The sequence below is a fragment of the Amycolatopsis sp. NPDC114505 genome (assembly GCF_055633615.1).
In genome coordinates, this window is sequence record NZ_JBVKDV010000003.1 from 491,217 (window position 1) to 510,584 (window position 19,368).

The window sequence follows — 19,368 nt, forward strand, 5'->3', positions numbered from 1 at the left end:
GTGTCACCCGTAAGGTGGCCTGGACGGCTTCACGGCGGGAGGCGGCTCGTGCGGATCCTGGTCACCGGTGGCACCGGACAGCTCGGCAGACCGATCGTGGACCGCCTGCGCGCGGCGGGGGAGGAGGTCCGCGTGCTGAGCCGGCGGCCCGCACCCGGCGTCGTCCCCGGCGACCTGCGGACCGGCCGCGGCATCGACAGCGCGGTGGCGGGGGTGGACGTCGTCGTCCACTGCGCCACCGACTTCTTCGGCCGGGAGACGGACTTCGCGCGCACGCTCGCCGAGGCGGCGCGCTGGGCGGGCGGCCCGCACCTGGTGTACGTCTCAATCGTCGGCGTCGACCGGGTCCCGCTCGGCTACTACCGGAGCAAGCTCGAGACCGAGGAGTTCATCGCCGCGTCCGGGCTGCCGTACACGATCCAGCGGGCAACGCAGTTCCACGCACTGGTCCGGACGCTGTTCGCCGGCGCGTCCCGGCTGCCGGTGCTGCCCGTTCCGCGGCTTTCGTTCCAGCCGGTGGACGTCCGGGACGTCGCCGGGCGCCTCGCCGACCTCGCGCTCGGCGAGCCGGCGGGGCGGGTGGACGACTTCGGCGGTCCCGAGATCATCGCGGCGGCGGAGCTGGCCCAGGCGGTCGCGGAGGCGAGCGGCCGGCGACGGAAGATCGTGCCGGTGAGCGTGCCGGGCGAGACGTTCCGCGCCTACGCCGGCGGCGGCCACCTGGCACCCGACCACCGCGACGGGACGATCACGTTCGGGCAGTACTTGGCCGGCCAGGCTGACGCGGGCGTGCTGCGCTACCGGAACCGTCACTCGACGGGGACGTAGTCACCGCCGAGCTGAGCGGAGGCGAGACCGGGGTGCGTGGACGCACTGGTCAGGAACCGTCCAGGGGACAGGCGAGCACGACCTTCGCCCCGCCGTTCCCGCGCAGAAGAGCTCCCTGTCTCAGGTTGTCGAGGAACTCGATGATGTCGCGTTCGATCTCGTCGGCGAAGTCGTGCTGCTCATCCCGCGCGATGTCGTAGGTAGCGCGCTTGCCGTCACCGGATCCCGCTCCTCGAAGTCGAGCAGGCGTCGCGGCTCGACGGCGACGGTCGTCTGCCACCTCGACCAGGCGACCGCCGCCGTCCACGTGGTGGTCGCCTGGAACTTGAGGAGCCGACCGCCCACTCCGGATGTCATGACTTCTCGCCGCGGGACGTGACCAGCAGCTTGAGCACGTCGCTGAACAGCGTCGGCGGAACCGCCGCCGGATCGACGCCGCGTTCGACGGCCAGGCCGTTGGACAACGCCAGCACCACCACCGCCAGGTGCTCCGGTGCCAGCGGAAGGTCGACCCCGTGCAACGCCGCGGCCTTGCTGATCGCGGCGGTGACCGCCTCCCGCAGGCGGGCGCGGCGCTCGGCCAGTCCGCTGTGGACGGTCGGGTTGCGCATCGCCAAGCCCCAGTACTCCAGGAGCAGCCGGTGCCAGGTGGCGTCGGCGTCGATGCCCGACAGGAGGCGTGCGCCGGCTTCGGTGGTGGCTTCGTCGAGGTCGGCCAGGTCGGTGAACGCCGTTGTCGCGCGGTCCATCCGCTCGACCAGGTGCTCCTCCATGATCGTCAGCACGAGGTCGTCGCGGCCGGTGAAGTTCGAGTAGACGGCGCCCTTCGTCAGGCCCGCTTCGGCGGCGATGTCGTTGAGCGACGTCGCCGCGATGCCCTGGCGGGCGAACACCGCGGTGGCGGCGTCGATGATCCGCCGCCGGGTCTCGGCGCGGCTCGGGCGGCGGCGCTGCGGGCCGGTCATGGGGCGCAACGGTACAACCTCGCCCGCGCGGAGCTGATTCGTTGACCGTGATCGGCGTCACGTGGTAATTCCTTCACCCGATACCGGTCGGTATCGAAACCGGGAGGTCCCGTGCTCACTGTCAACGCCGACACACGCCGAACCCTCGTCGCCGCCGTCGTCCTGGCCGCCGCGGCGCTCACCGCACCCGCCGCTTCCGCTGCGACGCCCGCCGGACTGCCGCCGAACCCCGCCGCGGATCCCTTCTACGCCCAGCCTTCACCGTTTCCGGACGTCGCCCCGGGCGCGGTCCTCGACTCTCGCCCGATCACGATCCGGGCGCTCGCCCTGCCCGTCCCGATCCGCGCGTGGCAGGTCAAGTACCGCTCGTCGGACACCCGGGGCGCCGCGATCGCCGACGTCGCGACGATCATGCAGCCGCTTTCGCCACCGAAGGGACCGCGGACGCTGGTCTCGTACCAGACCGCGCAGGACGGCCTCAGCCTGGACTGCGCGCCGTCGTACGTGCTGGCCACCGGGACCGCGCTGCCCGCCGAGGAACTGGCGCTCATGGTGCCGCTGCTCGCCGCCGGCCACACCGTCGTGACCGCCGACTACGAAGGCCCGCAGTCCGAATGGACCGCCGGCCTGAACACCGCGCACGGCGTCATCGACGGCATCCGCGCGGCCCAGTCCTTCGCGCCCGCCGGCCTGGCCGGGGCGGCGACGCCGACCGCGCTGATGGGCTACTCGGGCGGCGCGCTGGCCAGCCAGTGGGCGAACGAGGTGCAGCCGTCCTACGCGCCGGAGCTGACGTTCGCCGGGGTCGCCGCGGGCGGTGTGCCGGCCGACATCGAGTACGTCGCGCGCCGGATCGACGGCGGGCCGCTCTCGGGCGTCTACATCGGCGCCGCCGTCGGGCTCAGCCGGGCCTACCCCGAGATCGACACGGCCACGCTGCTGAACGACCGCGGGAAGCAGGCCTTCGCCGAGGTCGGGAAGCAGTGCATCAGCCAGTTCAGCGTCACGCAGGCGTTCCGGCGGATGGCGGACTACACGACCGTGCCTCAGCTGCTCGACGTCCCCGCGGTGCGGCAGGTGATCGCGCAGAACGTGATGGGCACCCGGAAACCGGGCTCGCCGACGTACTTCTACCAGGGCATCTTCGACGAACTGGCGCTCACGCCGCCGGTCGACGCGCTCGTGCGGAAGTACTGCGCGGAGGGTGTCACGATCCAGTACGACCGGATCCCGATCGGCGACCACGTGACGGTCGCGGTCCAGGGCGCACCCGGCGCGCTGGCCTACGTCCACGACCGGCTGGCCGGGAAGCCCGCGCCGCGGAACTGTTGATGTCTCGTATGTAATCGGATTAATTACGAAGAATCTTGACCTCGGATCCGGATAGGTCATATGTTTGGCGGGCTGCACGCCGGTCCCCGCCTTCAACGCCGAACGGATCCGACATGTCGAACCCTTCCCTCCCGCCCTCGCGCCGCACCTTTCTCAAGCTCGGTGGCGCGGTCGGCGCCGGGATCGCCCTGAGTGGCGTTCCTCCTTTCACCGCAAGCGCGGACGTCGTCCGCCCGGCTGACGCGGAGCTGGTTCCCGACAGCCGGGCGACGACACTGTGGTACCCGGCTCCCGCCGCCGAGGACAAGATCATCGAGCAGGGTCTGCCGATCGGTAATGGTCGGATCGGTGCCCTCGTCGGCGGCGACCCGGCCGCCGACTTCCTCTACCTGGCCGACGCGTCACTGTGGACCGGCGGCGCCAACGACGTCCTCGAAGACGACGGTCAGTTCCCGTACGAGCGCGAGAAGTTCGGCACCCTCGGCCTGCTGGCGAAGGTGCGGATCTCGGTGCCCGTGCACACCGGCGTCACGGACTACCGCCGCACGCTCGACCTGAGCAACGGCGTCGTCCTGATCACCTACCGGCACCAAGGCGTCCTGTACCGCCGCGAGTACTACGCGAGCCACCCCGACGACGTCGTGGTGATCCGGCTCAGCGGCGGGCCCGTCACCGGGTCGGTCTCGCTGGAGCCCACCCGGGGCGAGACCATGACCGGCACCACGGCGTTCACCGGCACCTTCGCCAACGGCCTGAAGTACGCGTGCACGGTGGCCGGCGGCGTGACCTTCAGCGGGAGCCGCGAGGTCGTCATCGTCGTCAGCGGCGGCACGAACTACGTGCCCGACGCGGCCCGGAAGTTCCTCGACGCGTCGCTCGACCCCCTGGCGCTCGCGAAGCAGAAGGCGTCGAAAGCGCTGCGGGCCGGGGGAGGGGCGCTGCTGGCCACACACGCCGCCGACTACCGGCGGCTCTACGACCGGATGACCGTCGACCTGGGACAGTCGCCGTCGGCGAAGCGGGCGCTGGACTCGTGGGCGCGGCTGCTGGCCCGCCACGACGACCCCGCCACGCCCGATCCGGAGCTCGAGGCGAGCTACCTGCAGTTCGGCCGGTACCTGACGATCACCGGCTCGCGCGACGGGCTGCCGATGGGCCTGCAAGGGCTGTGGCAGAACAACAACACGCCCGACTGGATGAGCGACTACCACACCGACATCAACCTCCAGATGAACTACTGGCTGGCCGACCGCGCGGCGCTGCCCGGGAGCTTCACTGCACTGGCCGACTACTGCCTGGCGCAGCTTCCCGTGTGGACGGACAGCACGAAACGCCTGTTCAACGACCCGCGCAACCGGTTCCGGAACACCAGCGGCAAGATCGGCGGCTGGGCCATCGCGTTCTCCACCAACATCTACGGCGGCTCCGGCTGGTGGTGGCACCCCGCCGGCAACGCGTGGCTGTGCAACTCGCTCTGGGACCACTACGCGTTCACCCAGGACAAGGCGTACCTCGCGCGGATCTACCCCCTGCTCAAGGGCGCGGCCGAGTTCTGGGAGGCGCGGCTCGTCCCGATGACGGTCGACGGCCGCGAGGTGCTCGTCGACGACCACGACTGGTCGCCCGAACACGGCCCGCAGGACACCCGCGGGAACACCTACTCGCAGGAGATCGTCTGGGATCTCTTCGCGCACTACCGCGAAGCCGTCACGGTCCTCGGCCGGGACCGCGCGTACGGCGACCGGATCGCCGGACTGCAGAAGAAGCTGTACCTGCCGAAGGTGAGCCCGACGACCGGCTGGCTCGAGGAGTGGATGTCGCCGGACAACCTCGGCGAGACGACCCACCGGCACCTGTCCCCGCTGATCGGCTTCTTCCCGGGCGACCGGATCGCGACCGACACCGCGCCGGGCGAGCTGCTGGACGGGATCCGCGAGCTGCTGGTCGCGCGCGGGATGGACAGCTTCGGCTGGGCGTGCGCGTGGCGCTCGGCGTGCTGGGCGCGGCTCAAGGACGCCGACAAGGCCTACCGGCTGCTGCTCACCGTCATGCGGCCGTCGGTCGCCAACGGCAACGGGACCGCGCCGAACTTCTTCGACATGTACAGCCAGGGCAGCTACACGATCTTCCAGATCGACGCGAACCTCGGCGCGCCGGCGGCGATGGTCGAGATGCTCGTCTACTCGCGGCCGGGGGTGCTGGAGCTGCTGCCGGCGCTGCCCTCGGCGTGGGCCCGGTCGGGCCGGGTGACCGGGATCGGCGCGCGCGGCGGGTTCGAGGTCGACCTGTCCTGGCGCGACGGGCAGGTGACGCGGGCGGTGGTCCGGAGCGTCGGCGGGACCCGGACGGAGGTGCGCGCGGGAAAGTGGCGTCGCACGATCTCGCTGCGGCCCGGGCAGTCGGTCACGGTCCAGCCAAGTTGAGGTGTAGCCTCCGGAAACTGATGCAGTGTTCAATCAGTTTCCTCGGACCGGAGGTTCACCGTGAACGTCGTCCTGTGGGTCGTGGCGGGTCTGCTCGCCGCGCTGTACCTCGCCGCCGGCGGTATGAAGCTCGCGACGCCGCGGGAGAAGCTGCTCGAGAACCCGAACATGGGCTGGACGGCGGACTTCTCCGACGCGGGCGTGAAGGCCATCGGTGCCGTCGAGATCCTCGGCGCGCTCGGGCTGATCCTGCCGTGGGCGCTGGACATCGCGCCGGTGCTCACCCCGCTGGCCGCGACCGGACTGGCGGTGATCCAGGTCGGTGCGATCATCGTGCACGCACGGCGCAAGGAGACCAAGGCGCTGCCGATGAACGTCGTGCTGCTGGTGCTGGCGGCGTTCGTCGCGATCGGCCGGTTCGCCGGCTGACGAGTTCGGAGGACCGATGACGCTTCCCGCCTACACCGATCACGGTGGCGACGGCCCGGTGGTCGTGCTGCTGCACAGTTTCCTGATGGACGGCCGCATGTTCGCCCCGCAGCTCGCGGCGTTCGACGGCTTCCGGTGCGTCACGGTCGACGAGCGCGGCCACGGCGGGACACCCGCCACCGGGCCGTTCGACTACTGGGACGTGGCCCGGGACGTCCTGGCCGTGCTGGACGAACTCGGCGTCTCGCGCGCGGCGGTCGTCGGGACGAGCCAGGGTGGGTTCGTCGCGCTGCGGATGGCACTGCTGGCGCCGTCGCGGGTCACCGCGCTCGCGGTGCTCGGGACGTCGGCGGCCGCGGAGGATCCCGCGGTCGCCGCCGGGTACCGGGCGGTGCTGGACGCGTGGGTGAGCGGTGGCGCGCCGCCCGAAGTACTCGACGGCGTCGCGCAGATCTGTTTCGGCGGCTTTCCCGTGGACGAGTGGAAGGAACGCTGGACGTCGGTCGCGCCCGACCAGCTGAAGCTGACCATGGGGGCGCTCGTCGACCGGGACTCCGTGCTTTCGCGCGTGGGTGAGATCGCGTGCCCGGCCTTGGTGCTGCACGGTTCGGCGGACCTCGCGTACCCGGTGGAGCGGGCCGCCGAGCTGGCGGACGCGCTGCCCGCGGCCGAGCCCCTGGTCGTCGTCGACGGCGGTGCCCACTTCCTCAGCTACACCCACCCGGACGAGGTGAACCCGGCGCTGACCGGGTTCCTCGGCGCGCACGCGTAATACCCTGGGGGTACCAGGGAGGTCGGGTGGACGTCGATCTGCGCAAGCTGCGGTACTTCGTCGCGGTCGCCGAGGAGCTGCACTTCGGGCGCGCCGCGGCCCGGCTGCACATCGCGCAGCCGGTGCTGTCGCGGCAGATCCGCGCCCTCGAAGGTGAGCTGCGCGCGCAGTTGTTCGTGCGGGACAAGCGGTCCACGTCCCTGACCGAAGCCGGGCGTCAGCTGCTGGAGGACGCGCGTCCGCTGCTGGCCTCGGCGTCGGCGCTGCGGCGGCGGGTCGCGACGGCCGCGCGCGGGACGTTCACCGTGGCGTTCATGCCGGGCATCATCGTCACCGACGCGGTCCGCTCGCTTTCCGCGCGGTATCCGGACGTCACGGTGGAGCTGCTCCGCACGACGTGGGCCGACCAGACCGAGGTCCTCCACGACGGCCGCGCCGACGTCAGCGTGATCCGGCTGCCGGTGGACCGGCGCGGGCTGAGCCTGCGGCCGCTGTTCCGGGAGCCGCGGGTCGCGGTCCTGCGGGCGGACCACCGGCTGGCCGGCAAGGAGTCGGTGCTGGTCGGGGACCTCGCCGGCGAGCACGTGCTCAACGACCCGGACGCGGTGCCGGAGTGGCGCGACGTCGCGGTCGAGCTGCGGGACGGGACGGCGCCGCGGCGGCGGGAGTTCGGGAGCGTCGAGGAGAAGCTGGAGCACGTGGCGGCCGGGCGGGGGATCGCGGTGATCCCGCTGTCGACGTCGGAGTACTACACGCGGCCCGGCGTCGCCCACGTGCCGGTCGAGGACCTGCCGCCGAACGAGGTGTGCCTGGCGTGGGTCGCGGCCCGGCGGTCGCCGCTCGTCTTCGCGATGGCCGACTTGCTTTCGGTATAACCGTATAGCAGTCTGACGGTATGACTCGTTGGGCGACGTTCGACTGTTTCGGCACGCTGGTGGACTGGCGCCACGGCATCGCCACCGGGATCGAGCTGCTGTTCCCCGGGCGGGGCGCGGAGCTGCTGGAGGTCTACAACCGGATCGAGCCGCACGTGCAGGCCGAACAGCCGGTGCGGCGGTACCGGGAGGTGCTCGCGGAGTCGCTGCGGCGGACCGCGGCCGAAGCGGGTGTCGAGCTGGTGCCCGACGACGCGTCCGTGCTCGGGACCGGGCTGCCGTACTGGCCGGTGTTCCCCGACGTCCGGCCGGCGCTGACGGCGTTGCGCGAGGCGGGCTGGCGGCTCGCGCTGCTGACGAACTGCGACCGTGACCTGATCGGCGAGACCCAGCGCCGGCTCGTCGTGCCGATCGACGCGATCGTGACCGCGGAGGACGTCGGGTCGTACAAACCCGGCTACGCGCACTTCACGCGTTTCGCTTCGTCTTTCGATGCGACGCGCGACAACTGGGTCCACATCGCGCAGAGCCACTTCCACGACATGGTGCCGGCGCAGGCGCTCGACATCCGGCGGGTCTGGATCAACCGGCACGCGGACCCGAGCGACCCGTCGATCGCCGACGCGGTGCTGCCGGACCTCGTCGACCTGGTCGCGACGGTGGAGCGGGTGCACGCGTCCTGATGGTGCTGCAGACGACGAACACCCGCGACGCGCTGGTGGCGGAGGTGCGCGGCCAGATCCTCAGCGGCGTGCTGGCCCCGGGGACACCGCTGACCGAGCAGGGCCTGGCGACGACGTTCGGGGTGGCGCGCCCGACGGTGCGGTCGGCGTTGCAGGAGCTGGTCGCCCGCCACCTGGTGGAGCGTTCCGACGGCCGGTCGCTGCGGGTGCCGGTGGTGACCGACGCCGACGTCCGGGACTTGTTCACGGTCCGGCTGCCCCTGGAGCTGACGGCGGTGCGGCTGCTCGCCGGGCGTCCGTTGGACGGGGTGCGGGCAGCACTGTCGGTGCTGGAGGCGTTGCCGCCGGGGGCGGGCTGGAGCGAGCGGGTGGAGGCGCACACGGCGTTCCACCTGGCGCTCGTCGACGCGGCGGGGAGTGTGCGGTTGAGCCGGATCTACCCGCCGCTGCAGGAGGAGATGCAGCTGTGCCTGGCCCGGTTGCGCGGGTCGTACCCGGATCCGGCGGAGCTGGCGGTGGAGCACCGGAGGTTGCTGGAGGCGATCGCTTCGGGAAACCCGGCGAGCGCGGAGGCCGAGATGGGGGACCACCTGGAGCGCGCTCGCCGCGGGTTGCTCGACCTCTGAGCCGGGGGGTGGCTGCCGCGCGCGGGCGGCCAGCCGTCGCGGTGTGGTTCCTCCGTGCTCGCCCGGACAATCTGCCCCTCGCCGTCAGCAGCCGGCCGGGGAACTCCTGTGTCGCACCTCGGCGCGGTGGCTCGTGAACAGCCCTGCCCACAACGCCGCCCAATGCCGGGGTGCCGGGCGGGGTGCGCGGGCCGCCGGCGGCGGCCCCGCCCGGTACTCCATCTCCACCCGCACCCAGTCGTAGATCCAGTCGCCTCGCATGGCCGTTCCTCACGTCGTTCTTCCGAGGAACCCCACTTTCATCCTGAGGGGACCGCCGCCGCATCGGGTGATCGCGTGCTTCCGGGGCCGCCGCGATCCCTTACCCGCGCAATTCCCTCAGTGCGTCCAGGTGCCGCGGCGTCCACCCCAGCTCGCGGCGCGCCCGGGCCGGGGTCAGCTGCTGGTCCAGTGCGAACGCCTCCGCGATCGGGCCCATCCGCTCCACCGCCTCGGCGAGACTGAGGTGCGTGATCGGGCCGCCGGCCGCGAGCGCCGAGACGATGTCCGTCAGCCGCACGTTCTGCCCGCTCACCCCCGCGTACACCGACTTCGGCGGCGCCTGCAGGGCCAGCGCGTACAGCTCGGCGATGTCGGACGCGTGGACCAGCGCCCAATGGTTCTCGCCGTCGCCGATGAGGGGCACCGGTGCCCGGAAGAACGTGTCGATCAGCCCGCCGCCGAGGCCGTACACCAGGCCGGGCATCACCAGCACCGGGTGCCCGCCGTGGGACAGCACGCGTTCCTCGTTGGCCCGGCGCCACGCCGTGATCGCCGGCGGGTTCTGCGGCGCGTCCTCGTCCACGACGCCCGCGGTGTCGCCGTAAACCCAGACCCCGCCCGTGTGCACGTACGGCCCGCGGTCGCCCAGGCCCGACTGCATCGCCTCCGCCGCCGCGAGATCGACCTCCGCCGTGTCGTCGCCGTAGTGCTGGCCGAGGTGTATAACGCCGTCGACGGCCGAAGCTGCTGTGCGGAGAACGGACAGGCTGGTCAGGTCGCCGCGGACCGGGGACGCGCCCAGTGAGGCGAGCACCCGCGCCGAAGCGTCGCTGCGGGCCAGGGCGCTCACTTCGTGACCGTGCCGCGTGAGCGCCCGGACCGTCGGACGGCCGACGTACCCGGAGCCGCCCGTCAGGAAGACCTTCATCGTGGGACCTTTCGTGGTCGTGGTGGTTCCCTTCCGACTCTCGGCGCCACGAGCCCCCGCGTCCAAGACCCTTTCCGGTCGCTCTGATACCCGCAGAGCATTACGCTGGCGCCGTGCCCGCGACCACGTTCCTGTTCGTCCCCGGCGACCGCCCCGACCGCTTCGGCAAGGCCGCCGCGAGCGGTGCCGACGTCGTGATCCTCGACCTCGAGGACGCCGTCGCCCCGGCGGACAAGGACTCCGCGCGCGCCCACGTCGAAGCGTGGCTCGAGGACCACGAGGCCATGGTCCGGATCAACGCCCCGGGCACGCCCTGGTTCGAGGCCGACGCCGCTCTGGTCACCGCCCGCGGGATCCCGGTGGTGGTCCCGAAAGCCGAGACGCCCCGGGTGCTCGCCGGCTTCCGCGACGTCGTGGCCCTCGTCGAGACCGCGCGCGGCGTCGAACGCGCCGGTGAGCTGGCCGCCGTCCCGTCGGTGACGCGCCTGGCGTTCGGCAGCGTCGACCTGGCCGCGGAGCTCGGCGTCGCGCCCGAAGACCCGGAGCCGTTCGCCTACGCGCGCTCGCGGCTGGTGATCGCGTCGGCGGCCGCCGGGCTGGCGCCGCCGGTGGACGGCGTCACCACCGATCTGCGCGACGACGCCACGCTCGAGGCCGACGTCCGCTACGCGCGCCGCATGGGCTTCGGCGGCAAGCTGTGCATTCATCCGCGCCAGATCTCGCCGGTCCGAGCCGGATTCGCGCCGACGGAAGCCGAGCGGGAGTGGGCGCGCCGTGTCCTCACAGCGGGGGAGTCGGCGTCCACTGTGGACGGCCGGATGGTGGACAAGCCCGTGCTCGCCCGGGCCCGGCGGATCCTGGGAGACTGAGCGCATGGTCCGCAAGACGCACAAGGTCGCGCTGCGCCGGCTCCGGTCCGGCGACGACGAGTTCTGCTTCCAGCTGCACCGCAGCGCGCTCGGCGAGTACGTCGAGGCGATCTGGGGCTGGGACGAGGCGGCGCAACGCGAGCTCCACGAGAAGACTTTCGACGCGGAGCACACGCAGATCATCACCGTCGACGGCCACGACGCCGGCGCGCTGACGGTCGAAGACACCGGGACCGACGTCGTCCTCGGCCGGATCGAGCTGGACCCGGTGTACCAGGGCCGCGGCTTCGGCGGGCACGTCGTCCTGAGCCTGGTCACCGAAGCGGCGTCGCGCGGGCAGGCCGTCGTGCTCGAAGTCCTCGACTTCAACAAGCGCGCGAAGATCTTCTACGAACGGATCGGCTTCGTCGAGACCGGCCGCCCGCGGCCGCACAAGATCGCCCTGCGCTACCCGCCGCCCTGACCTCGCCGCAGCGCTTCCGCGTCGAACCCGAACTCGGCCAGCACGGCGTCGGTGTGCTCGCCCAGCGCCGGCACCGGGTCCATCCGCGGCGTGCGGCCGGGCACCGTGATCGGCGGCAGCGTGGCCCGGATCGGCCCACCCGGCGTCGAGACGTCCGCGAAGCGGTCGCGGTCCGTCAGCTGCGGGTGGGTCAGGACATCGGGCAGTTCGCGACGGCGCGCGTGCGCGATCCGGCCCGCGCGGAGCCGCTCCTCCAGCTCGGTGCCGGTCAGCTTGGCGAAGATCGCGTCGATCTCGCGCTCCAGGGCCGGGCGGTGGGCGACGCGGGCGCTGCCGGTGGCGAACCGCTCGTCGGTCACCCACTCCGGCCGCTCGACGGCGTGCTCGCAGAACGCCGCCCACTCGCGCTCGTTCTGCACCGCCAGCACCAGCTCGGTCCCGTCACCCGTGGCGAAGGTGCCGTACGGCGCGATCGCCGGGTGGCTCGTGCCGGTCCGCGGCGGGGGAGTGCCGCCGTAGCCGGCGTAGGTGAGCGGGAACCCCATCCACTCGACCAGCGAGTCGAACAGGCTGACCTCCAGCTCGGTGCCCTGCCCGGTGCGTTCGCGGTCGTAGAGCGCGGAAAGGATGCCGGAGAACGCGTACATCCCGGCGCCGATGTCCGCCGCCGGGATGCCGCTCTTGGCCGGCTCGGCCTCGGACCCCGTCACCGAAACCAGGCCGGCTTCGGACTGGATCAGCAGGTCGTACGCCTTCGCGTCGCGGTACGGCCCGCTCGAGCCGTAGCCCGACACCGAGCAGGTGATCAGCCGGGGCCGGGTGGCGCGCAGGGCCGCCGCACCGAGCCCGAGCCGCTCGGCGACGCCGGGGGCGAAGTTCTGGACGAACACGTCGGCCCGGTCGAGCAGCGCCGCCATGACCGGGCCCGCGGCGTCGCTCTTGAGGTCGAGCGTGACGCTCTCCTTGGACCGGTTCAGCCAGACGAAGTGGCTGGACTGGCCGTGCACCGTTTCGTCGTACGCGCGGGCGAAGTCGCCGGTGCCCGGGCGCTCGATCTTGAGCACCCGGGCACCGAGGTCGGCCAGGTGCCGGGTGGCCAGCGGCGCGGCGACCGCCTGTTCGCAGGACACGACCGTGACGCCGTCGAGGGGCAAACCGAGGGGCAGGGAGCGCATGGCCGCATCCTGCCACCCCAGTTCCCGATCCGACCGAAAGTAGGCGACACGGTCCGCCGCCGATCCGCACGAGGCAACTGTTTCCGCCGTGGCTGCCGTCGGATCGGGAACCGACGGCACAGTCAGACCGCGCGGGCGATGGCGATGTTCCCGGCCAGCCGCTCACCGGCCTCGTAGATCATGTACTCGCGGCCCTGGTAGGTGCCGAAGCTCGGGGCCGCGGACCGGCCGTTGTCCGGGGCGCCGGCGAGCGGGGTGTGGAAAGTGCCGAGGTGGGTGCGCTTCGAGAAGTCGTTGCCGACCTCGGTGATCATCAGCTTCCCGCCGTGCGCGATGTCGGTGTTGTAGACGACGTAGGTGCTGTTGTTGCGGTAGAGCAGGTGCGGGCCGCCGATGTCGTTCGCGCCGACGTCGGTGTGGCGCACGAGCGGCGTCTGCGAGAACGTCCAGTTCAGCGCGTCAGGCGACCAGCCCCAGCCGATGTCGCGGTGGTTCGTGGTGTTGTTGAGCATGAAGACCATGACGTAGCGGGCGTTCTTCGACGGCAGGTCCTGGCGGAAGACCCGGGCGTAGGACGTCTCGGTGGTGCCCGCGGGCTGCAGGCGCGTGGACAGGACCTCCTTCTCGTAGGTGAAGTGGATGCCGTCGGCGGAGCTGGCGAGGCGCGTGACGGTGTTCTCGCCGTGGAAGTACAGGTAGATCCGGTTCACGTCGTCGTTCCACAGCGCGTGCGGGGAGGAGACGTGGCTGACGGAGTACTCGCCGGGCCAGGAGTTCTTGATGATCGGGTTGCCCGCGTACTCGGTGAACTCCTCGTCGAGGGAGTTCGCGTAGGCCAGGCAGATCCCGCCCGGGGCGTCGTGGGGCGCGTAGTAGAGGTAGTACGCGCCGAGGGCGTTCGGGATGCGGTCCTTCGTGCCGCGGACGCACGGGAAGATCAGCTCGCCGGTCGGGTTGTAGCGCAGCTTGCTCTTGACGAGCGCGAGCCGCTGGTACCGGTAGCCGGGGAAGCCGGCGGGGGCGGCGAGGGCGGGTGCCGGGATCAGGGCGCCGGCGCCGAGCGCGGCCGCGCCGGCCAGCAGGCCGCGTCGGGTGAGGGTCATGACCGCTCCTTCGAGGTCTCGTGTCCGGCGACGGTGGCACGCGTCCGACGGCGTGGTCAATGGAGTAATACGTATTAGTACGGTCGGGACAGGTTTGCTGGTGTTTCGGGCAAAACGGTTGACGGTCCCCGCGGGGGCACGCACGCTGAATCGGATCAGCTGACTCCCGGCGAGGTGGCGATGGGCAAGGTCCGGCAGGCCGACATCGCCCGCGTGGCCGGGGTTTCGCAGGCGACGGTGTCGGTGGTGCTGGGCGGCAACCGCACCGGGGTCCGGCTGTCGGAGGGGACCAGGCTGCGGGTCCTGGAGGCGGCCGAACGGCTGGGGTACGTGCCCGACCCGACGTCGTCGCGGCTGGCGGCTTCGGGCAACAACCTGCTCGGGGTGTACACGTTCACGCCGGCGTTCCCGGACATCGCCGACGCGTACTACCCGATCCTGGCGGGGGTGGAGGCCGAGGCGGCCGCACTCGGCAAGGACCTGATCATGTTCACGGCGTCGAGCGCGGCACCGGACCGGATCCGCCGCACCCGGCTGGCCGACGGCTGCCTGTTCCTCGGCCGGCACGTCCCGGTGGACGCGATCGCCGACCTGCTGGCCGCCGGCTTCCCGATCGTCTACATCGGACGCCGGACGGAACTGGGCGGCCGCATCCCGCACGTGGGAGCGGACTACGTGTCGGCGTCGGCGGAGGTGATCACGCGGCTGGCGCGGGCGGGCCACCGGCGCGTGCGGTACTTGCGCGAGCCGGACGACGCGCCGTCATCGTGGGACCGCGAACGCGGAGTCCGCGCGGCGGCGGCCGACGCGGGACTGTCGTTGACGGTGACCCGCACGGTCGGCGTGGATCTTTCCCCGGAGGTGTTCCGCGGCTGGCTCGACGACGGCGTGACGGCGCTGGTGGTGGAGGAGACCGACACGGGCGCGGTGTTCCAGGCGACGTGGCGGGCCCTGGACGAGGCCGGTATCTCGGTGCCTGGCGACGTCTCGCTGGCGGTTTTGGGCCGGCCTCCTGGTGGGGTGACGGGGCCGGAGATCAGCGGGTTCGAGGTGCCGAGGCGGGCACTCGGGCGGGCGGCGGTGCGGCTGCTGGCGTCGCTGGTCGAGCCGAGGGCGGGTGAGCCGTCGCCGCACCGGTTGCTGACGTGCCCACCGGTGGCGGGGGAGACGATCGCGACGATCGCCTGAGCCGGCGCGGGCGGGCGACGCCCGGGTCAGAGGCAGTCGGCCAGGGCCTCCAGCAGGAGCGAGCCTCGCAGGTCGGTGTCCTCGGGTTGCAACTCGCTCGTCGTGAACGAAAACCCCAGTTCCTCCTCCGGCCACGCCCCGTGCCGGCCGCCGCCTGCTCCCGAATGGCCGAACGCCACCTTCGCCGGGCCGTACGTTCCCAGCGAGTCGGCCAGCTCGTACCCCAGGCCGAAGCGGACCGGGCGGTCGTTGATCGCGTCCGTGCCCGAGGACCACGTCGACGTCGCCGATGCCAGGACCGGAGCCGGGACCAGCCCCGAGCAGATCCGGTCGTACAGCCGGGCCATCGCCGCCGCCGTGCCCGTCGCGCCGCCCGCCGCCAGCTCTGCCCTCCGATACTCCGGAGAGTTGATCGTGGCCGGCTCCAGCAGCCCGCGGTACATCTTCTCCACGATCCGGCGCCGGACGGGGTCGTGCAGGAACGTGCTGATCCGGTAGTCCGGCGACCGTGTCAACCGCGCGACGCGGTGGTCCTCCGATGCCGGTGTGCCGAGATGGATGTCGAACTCGCCCAGCAAGGAACGCACGACCGACCCCGCGGAACGGCCCGTCGCCCGCCGGATCAGTTCCGTGCACAGGTAGCCGTACGTCGCCGCGTGGTAGGCGACCCGGGAACCCGGCGTCCACAAGGGACGCTGCGAAGCCAAGGCGAGCGCACAAGCCCGGTTGTCCAGAAAGGACACCTCCGCCTCGACGTACGGCAGGCCCACGGTGTGGGACAGCACGTGCGAAACGTCCCCCGCGGAGAACTCCGGCCAGTATCGCGACACCGGCGCCGACGGGTCGAACCCCAGCAGCGCCATCACCGTGGCCACCACGCCCTTGGTACCGGAGAACAGCACGACCAGCGTGTCCCGCGTCCAGCCCGGCCCGCCCCACAGCTCGGCCAGGACCTCGCCCCGGCGCACGACGCTGAACGCCGCTCCGCCGTCGGTCCGGGCCAGCACCGACGCGAACGCGTCGCGCACCGGCTCGAACCCCGGCGCCACCGCACCCTTCACAGGCGCGGGGTCGCGGCCAGCAGCTCGCGCGTGTACGCGTGCGATGGCGCGTCCAGCACCGTCCGGACCGGACCCTCCTCGACGATCGCGCCGCCCTGCAGCACCGCGATCCGGTCGGCGACCTCGCCGGCCAGGGCGATGTTGTGCGTCACGAACAGCATCGCCATCCCCAGCTCCCGGCGCAGCTCGCCCAGCAGCTCGACGATCGTCGCCTGCACGGAGACGTCCAGCGCCGACGTCACCTCGTCGCACACCAGCACGTCCGGGGTGGTCACCAGCGCGCGGGCGATCGCGGCCCGCTGGCGCTCGCCGCCGCTGAGCTGGTCCGGCAGCCGGTCGGCCAGCGCGCGCCCGAGCCGGACCCGGTCGAGCACCTCGGCGACCCGCGCGCGACGTTCGGAACGCGACATCGACGTCAGCCGCGTCAACGGCACCTCGATCGACTGCGCGACCGTCTTACGCGGGTTGAGCGAGGAGAACGGGCTCTGGAACACGTACTGGATCCGGCGCCGCTGCTCGTCCGTCCGGTGCCGCGTGGACACCGCCAGTCCGGTACCCGCCAGCGAGACCGTCCCACCGTAAGACGCGGTCAGTCCTGCGATGCACTGCGAGAGCGTCGTCTTCCCGGAGCCGGACTCGCCGAGCAGCAGCAGGCACTCGCCGCGCGCGACCGAGACGTCGACGCCGCGCAGCACCACGTTCTGTCCATAGGAGACGGACACGTCCCGCGCCGCGAGCACCGGATCTTCGGGCGGCGGCGGTACGCAAGCCGCGTCCGGGTCGGGCACCGCGTCCAGGAGGCGGCGCGTGTAGGCGTGCGACGGCGTCCGCAGCACCGACGACGCGGGGCCGCACTCGACGATCGAGCCGTGGTACATCACCGCGACGCGGTCGGCGATCTCGGCGACCACCGCGAGGTCGTGGGTGATGTACAGCGCCGCGACGCCGTGCTCGGCGGTCAGCGCCCGGATCGTTTTCAGGACCAGCGCCTGCGTGACGACGTCCAGCCCGGTGGTCGGCTCGTCGAGCACCACGACGGCGGGCCGGCACGCGAACGCCATCGCGATGCCGACGCGCTGCTGCTGCCCGCCCGAGAGCTGGTGCGGGTAGCGGCGCCGGTACGCCGGGTCCGACGGCAGCCCGACCTCCGCCAGCACCGAGCCGACGCGCTCGTCGACCGAACCCGGGAACCCGTGGGTCTCGAGGACCTCGGCGATCTGCCGCCCGATCCGCAACGCGGGGTTGAGCGACAGCGCCGGGTCCTGCGGGATGTAGGCGACGGTGCTGCCGCGCAGCCGTCGCCGGCCCCCGGCGTCCAGCGAAAGGACGTCGGTGTCGCCCACGGTGATCCGCCCGCCGGTCACCTTGAGCCCGCGCCGGAAGCGGCCGAGTGCGGCGAGCCCGGCGGTGGTCTTGCCGGACCCGGACTCGCCGACCAGCGCCAGGACCTCGCCGGGTGCGACTTCGAAGGAGACGTCGTCCAGAACGGACACCCCGGCCACAGTGGACACGGCGAGCCCGGTGACCTCGAGAGCGGCGTTCATGCGCGGGCCTCCCGCTTCCGGCCGGCGGCGGCCGAAGCCAGCGCGTCGGCCACCAGATTGGTTCCCACGGTGAGGGCGGCGATCGCCAGCACCGGCAGCAGCACGCCCCAGGGCTGGACGACCAGCGCGATCCGGTTCTCGTTGATCATCAGGCCCCAGTCGGCCGACGGCGGCTGGATGCCCAGGCCGAGGAACGACAGCGACGCGATGTACCCGATCGAGTAGGTCAGCCGCAGCCCGATCTCGACCATGAGCGGGCCGGTGATGTTCGGCAGGATCTCGCGCAGCAGGATCCGCGACCGCGGCACGGCGTACATCTCGGCCGCGCGGATGTAGTCCTGGCCGCGCACGGCGACGGTCGCCTGCCGGGCCACTCGCGCGGTCCGTGGGGCGTGCGTCAGCCCGATGACCAGCACGAGCAGCCAGCCCTCCGGCCCGATCACCGCGATCGCGAGCAGCGCGATCACCAGCTGCGGGAACGACAGCAGGACGTCGTTGCCGCGCATCAGCAGGCTGTCGAGCCGGCCGCCGCCGTACCCGGCGACCATGCCGAGCAGCGCGCCCAGGACGATCCCGAGCACGGTCGCGAGCACAGCGTAGAGCAGCAACGTCGTCCCGCCGGCGAGGAACCGGGTCAGGACGTCGCGGCCGAGGCCGTCGGTGCCGAAGACGCCGTCGTGCTTGAACGGCTTCCCGGCGAAGTCGGTCGTGGTGTGCCCGGTCAGCACCGGCCCGAGCCACGGCCCGAGCAGGGCGATCAGCACCACGACGAGGGTGAGCGCCGCCCCGATCTTGGCCTGCGGGAACGTCCACGCGCTGCGGAAGAGCCCGCCCGGGCGGGCCGGCGGCGCGTCGGGGGTGGCGGTGCGGGGGAGTTCGACGGCGGTCATCGGCCTGCCTCCGTGCGCAGTTTCGGGTCGGCGAGGATGCCGACGACATCCGCGAGGAGGTTCACCACGATGTAGACGCCCGCGATGAGCAGCGTGATCGCCTGGACGACGGCGACGTCCCGCTTGGCGACCGCGTCGATCAGCGCCTGGCCGATCCCGGGGTAGCGGAACAGGAACTCGACGACCACGACCCCGCCCGCGAGCCACGCCAGCTGCAGCGCGACGACCTGCGCGACCGGGCCGATCGCGTGCGGCAGCGCGTGCCGCACGAGTACCGTCCGCTCGCGCACGCCCTTGAGCCGCGCCATCTCGACGTACCCGCTGTCGAGGACCTCGTTCATGGTCGCCCGCATCATCCGCGTGATGTACGGAGTCACGACCAGTACGAGCGTGAGTACCGGCAGCACGAGCTGCGCGGGTTGCCGCCAGACCGCCTCGCCGGGCGGCGTGATCGTCACCGACGGGAAGATCTTGAACACCGTCGTGGAGAGCAGCACGACGAGCGCGACGCCGATGACGAACTCGGGAAGCGCGGCGATGACCAGGCTCACCCCGGAGATCGCCTGGTCGGTGGCACGGTCGCGGCGGATCGAGCTCCACGTGCCGAGGCCGAGCCCGAGCGGGGTGGCGAGCACCGCGGCGACCACCAGCAGCACCAGCGACGCCGAGATCCGGTCGCCGATCAGGGCCGTCACCGGGCCCTGGGTGGACGTCGACGTGCCGAGGTCGCCGGTGAACAGCCCGCCGAGCCAGTCGAGGTAGCGCTGCCACACCGGCAGGTCGAGGTGCAGCTGGTGCTGCAGCGCCGCGACGCGCTCGGGGGTGGCCTGCTGGCCGAGGATGGCTCGCGCGGGGTCGCCGGGCAGCAGCAGCGTCGCGACGAAGACCAGCAGGGACACCACCCAGAGCACGAGGACGCTGACGAGCAGGCGGCGCAGGATCAGTCCGGTCAT

The 19,368-nt window shown here is 72.1% G+C and carries 21 protein-coding genes; 11 read left to right on the plus strand and 10 right to left on the minus strand.

All coding sequences use genetic code 11. The features are described 5' to 3' along the window. Positions 1-48 precede the first annotated feature (48 nt). Positions 49-828 (plus strand): SDR family oxidoreductase, encoded by a 780-nt coding sequence (locus ACZ7OU_RS31445; protein ID WP_470257982.1) that lies wholly within the window; start codon positions 49-51, stop codon positions 826-828. Positions 829-877: 49 nt separating this feature from the next. Here ACZ7OU_RS31445 and ACZ7OU_RS31450 read toward each other — a convergent pair whose 3' ends face one another. After that, positions 878-1,108 (minus strand): hypothetical protein, encoded by a 231-nt coding sequence (locus ACZ7OU_RS31450; protein ID WP_470257983.1) that lies wholly within the window; start codon positions 1,106-1,108, stop codon positions 878-880. A gap of 73 nt (positions 1,109-1,181) precedes the next feature. Next, the gene (locus ACZ7OU_RS31455) at positions 1,182-1,793 is read right to left on the minus strand and encodes a TetR/AcrR family transcriptional regulator (protein ID WP_470257984.1); all 612 of its coding nucleotides are present in this window, start codon (positions 1,791-1,793) and stop codon (positions 1,182-1,184) included. Positions 1,794-1,904: 111 nt separating this feature from the next. Between ACZ7OU_RS31455 and ACZ7OU_RS31460 the strand changes: the two genes are divergently transcribed. From ACZ7OU_RS31460 to ACZ7OU_RS31490, 7 genes are all read left to right on the plus strand, one after another. Further along, positions 1,905-3,125 (plus strand): lipase family protein, encoded by a 1,221-nt coding sequence (locus tag ACZ7OU_RS31460; RefSeq protein WP_470257985.1) that lies wholly within the window; start codon positions 1,905-1,907, stop codon positions 3,123-3,125. A 113-nt stretch (positions 3,126-3,238) separates the two neighbouring features. Further along, complete coding sequence (locus tag ACZ7OU_RS31465; protein WP_470257986.1) at positions 3,239-5,548, plus strand: glycosyl hydrolase family 95 catalytic domain-containing protein; 2,310 nt, start codon at positions 3,239-3,241, stop codon at positions 5,546-5,548. 60 nt (positions 5,549-5,608) lie between these two features. Continuing rightward, positions 5,609-5,977, plus strand: a complete 369-nt coding sequence (locus ACZ7OU_RS31470) for a DoxX family protein (RefSeq protein ID WP_470257987.1) — start codon at positions 5,609-5,611, stop codon at positions 5,975-5,977. Positions 5,978-5,993: 16 nt separating this feature from the next. Continuing rightward, a complete protein-coding gene (locus ACZ7OU_RS31475) occupies positions 5,994-6,749 on the plus strand; it encodes an alpha/beta fold hydrolase (protein WP_470257988.1) in 756 nt (251 codons plus the stop codon). Between the two features lie 26 nt (positions 6,750-6,775). Further along, positions 6,776-7,624 carry a LysR family transcriptional regulator gene (locus ACZ7OU_RS31480; protein WP_470257989.1) on the plus strand — a complete coding sequence of 283 codons (849 nt, stop codon included), beginning with the start codon at positions 6,776-6,778 and terminating at the stop codon, positions 7,622-7,624. A 20-nt stretch (positions 7,625-7,644) separates the two neighbouring features. Next, positions 7,645-8,307 carry an HAD family hydrolase gene (locus ACZ7OU_RS31485; protein WP_470257990.1) on the plus strand — a complete coding sequence of 221 codons (663 nt, stop codon included), beginning with the start codon at positions 7,645-7,647 and terminating at the stop codon, positions 8,305-8,307. Continuing rightward, positions 8,307-8,933, plus strand: a complete 627-nt coding sequence (locus tag ACZ7OU_RS31490; protein ID WP_470257991.1) for a GntR family transcriptional regulator — start codon at positions 8,307-8,309, stop codon at positions 8,931-8,933. Before ACZ7OU_RS31485 ends, ACZ7OU_RS31490 begins: the two co-directional genes overlap by 1 nt. 84 nt (positions 8,934-9,017) lie before the next feature. Here the strand turns inward: ACZ7OU_RS31490 and ACZ7OU_RS31495 are convergent, their stop codons facing one another. Next, a complete protein-coding gene (locus tag ACZ7OU_RS31495) occupies positions 9,018-9,194 on the minus strand; it encodes a hypothetical protein (RefSeq protein WP_470257992.1) in 177 nt (58 codons plus the stop codon). 100 nt (positions 9,195-9,294) lie between these two features. Further along, positions 9,295-10,122, minus strand: a complete 828-nt coding sequence (locus ACZ7OU_RS31500) for an NAD-dependent epimerase/dehydratase family protein (protein WP_470257993.1) — start codon at positions 10,120-10,122, stop codon at positions 9,295-9,297. Positions 10,123-10,235: 113 nt separating this feature from the next. On the opposite strand from ACZ7OU_RS31500, the gene ACZ7OU_RS31505 reads away from it, so the two are divergent. Both ACZ7OU_RS31505 and ACZ7OU_RS31510 read left to right on the plus strand, forming a co-directional pair. Continuing rightward, positions 10,236-10,991, plus strand: a complete 756-nt coding sequence (locus tag ACZ7OU_RS31505) for an HpcH/HpaI aldolase/citrate lyase family protein (protein WP_470257994.1) — start codon at positions 10,236-10,238, stop codon at positions 10,989-10,991. 4 nt (positions 10,992-10,995) lie between these two features. Continuing rightward, on the plus strand, positions 10,996-11,454 hold the full coding sequence (locus tag ACZ7OU_RS31510; RefSeq protein ID WP_470257995.1) for a GNAT family N-acetyltransferase: 459 nt from the start codon (positions 10,996-10,998) through the stop codon (positions 11,452-11,454). On the opposite strand, the gene ACZ7OU_RS31515 is transcribed toward ACZ7OU_RS31510, so the two are convergent. Beyond that, positions 11,439-12,629: a CaiB/BaiF CoA transferase family protein gene (locus ACZ7OU_RS31515; RefSeq protein WP_470257996.1), complete on the minus strand. Its 1,191-nt coding sequence runs from the start codon at positions 12,627-12,629 to the stop codon at positions 11,439-11,441. The genes ACZ7OU_RS31510 and ACZ7OU_RS31515 overlap by 16 nt on opposite strands. A 122-nt stretch (positions 12,630-12,751) precedes the next feature. Then, the gene (locus tag ACZ7OU_RS31520; protein WP_470257997.1) at positions 12,752-13,732 is read right to left on the minus strand and encodes a hypothetical protein; all 981 of its coding nucleotides are present in this window, start codon (positions 13,730-13,732) and stop codon (positions 12,752-12,754) included. Positions 13,733-13,912: 180 nt separating this feature from the next. On the opposite strand from ACZ7OU_RS31520, the gene ACZ7OU_RS31525 reads away from it, so the two are divergent. Beyond that, the gene (locus tag ACZ7OU_RS31525; RefSeq protein WP_470257998.1) at positions 13,913-14,920 is read left to right on the plus strand and encodes a LacI family DNA-binding transcriptional regulator; all 1,008 of its coding nucleotides are present in this window, start codon (positions 13,913-13,915) and stop codon (positions 14,918-14,920) included. A gap of 26 nt (positions 14,921-14,946) precedes the next feature. Here the strand turns inward: ACZ7OU_RS31525 and ACZ7OU_RS31530 are convergent, their stop codons facing one another. From ACZ7OU_RS31530 to ACZ7OU_RS31545, 4 genes are read right to left on the minus strand one after another with little or no spacing between them, the layout of a single operon-like run. Further along, entirely contained in the window at positions 14,947-15,981 is a 1,035-nt protein-coding gene (locus ACZ7OU_RS31530; protein ID WP_470257999.1) for a serine hydrolase domain-containing protein, read from the minus strand. Continuing rightward, the gene (locus ACZ7OU_RS31535) at positions 15,978-17,525 is read right to left on the minus strand and encodes an ATP-binding cassette domain-containing protein (RefSeq protein WP_470258000.1); all 1,548 of its coding nucleotides are present in this window, start codon (positions 17,523-17,525) and stop codon (positions 15,978-15,980) included. The genes ACZ7OU_RS31530 and ACZ7OU_RS31535 overlap by 4 nt, the downstream gene beginning before the upstream one ends. Beyond that, the gene (locus tag ACZ7OU_RS31540; RefSeq protein WP_470258001.1) at positions 17,522-18,415 is read right to left on the minus strand and encodes an ABC transporter permease; all 894 of its coding nucleotides are present in this window, start codon (positions 18,413-18,415) and stop codon (positions 17,522-17,524) included. Before ACZ7OU_RS31540 ends, ACZ7OU_RS31535 begins: the two co-directional genes overlap by 4 nt. Then, positions 18,412-19,368, minus strand: coding sequence for an ABC transporter permease (locus ACZ7OU_RS31545; RefSeq protein WP_470258002.1), 957 nt, complete (start codon positions 19,366-19,368; stop codon positions 18,412-18,414). Before ACZ7OU_RS31545 ends, ACZ7OU_RS31540 begins: the two co-directional genes overlap by 4 nt.

Bases quoted from the DNA above. Each gene is read 5' to 3' on its own strand.
- ACZ7OU_RS31485 (WP_470257990.1), top strand. From the start codon at position 7,645: ATGACTCGTTGGGCGACGTTCGACTGTTTCGGCACGCTGGTGGACTGG.
- ACZ7OU_RS31465 (WP_470257986.1), top strand. From the start codon at position 3,239: ATGTCGAACCCTTCCCTCCCGCCCTCGCGCCGCACCTTTCTCAAGCTC.
- ACZ7OU_RS31540 (WP_470258001.1), bottom strand. From the start codon at position 18,415: ATGACCGCCGTCGAACTCCCCCGCACCGCCACCCCCGACGCGCCGCCG.
- ACZ7OU_RS31490 (WP_470257991.1), top strand. From the start codon at position 8,307: ATGGTGCTGCAGACGACGAACACCCGCGACGCGCTGGTGGCGGAGGTG.
- ACZ7OU_RS31455 (WP_470257984.1), bottom strand. From the start codon at position 1,793: ATGACCGGCCCGCAGCGCCGCCGCCCGAGCCGCGCCGAGACCCGGCGG.
- ACZ7OU_RS31510 (WP_470257995.1), top strand. From the start codon at position 10,996: ATGGTCCGCAAGACGCACAAGGTCGCGCTGCGCCGGCTCCGGTCCGGC.
- ACZ7OU_RS31535 (WP_470258000.1), bottom strand. From the start codon at position 17,525: ATGAACGCCGCTCTCGAGGTCACCGGGCTCGCCGTGTCCACTGTGGCC.
- ACZ7OU_RS31545 (WP_470258002.1), bottom strand. From the start codon at position 19,368: ATGACCGGACTGATCCTGCGCCGCCTGCTCGTCAGCGTCCTCGTGCTC.
- ACZ7OU_RS31475 (WP_470257988.1), top strand. From the start codon at position 5,994: ATGACGCTTCCCGCCTACACCGATCACGGTGGCGACGGCCCGGTGGTC.
- ACZ7OU_RS31525 (WP_470257998.1), top strand. From the start codon at position 13,913: ATGGGCAAGGTCCGGCAGGCCGACATCGCCCGCGTGGCCGGGGTTTCG.
- ACZ7OU_RS31520 (WP_470257997.1), bottom strand. From the start codon at position 13,732: ATGACCCTCACCCGACGCGGCCTGCTGGCCGGCGCGGCCGCGCTCGGC.
- ACZ7OU_RS31515 (WP_470257996.1), bottom strand. From the start codon at position 12,629: ATGCGCTCCCTGCCCCTCGGTTTGCCCCTCGACGGCGTCACGGTCGTG.
- ACZ7OU_RS31495 (WP_470257992.1), bottom strand. From the start codon at position 9,194: ATGCGAGGCGACTGGATCTACGACTGGGTGCGGGTGGAGATGGAGTAC.
- ACZ7OU_RS31500 (WP_470257993.1), bottom strand. From the start codon at position 10,122: ATGAAGGTCTTCCTGACGGGCGGCTCCGGGTACGTCGGCCGTCCGACG.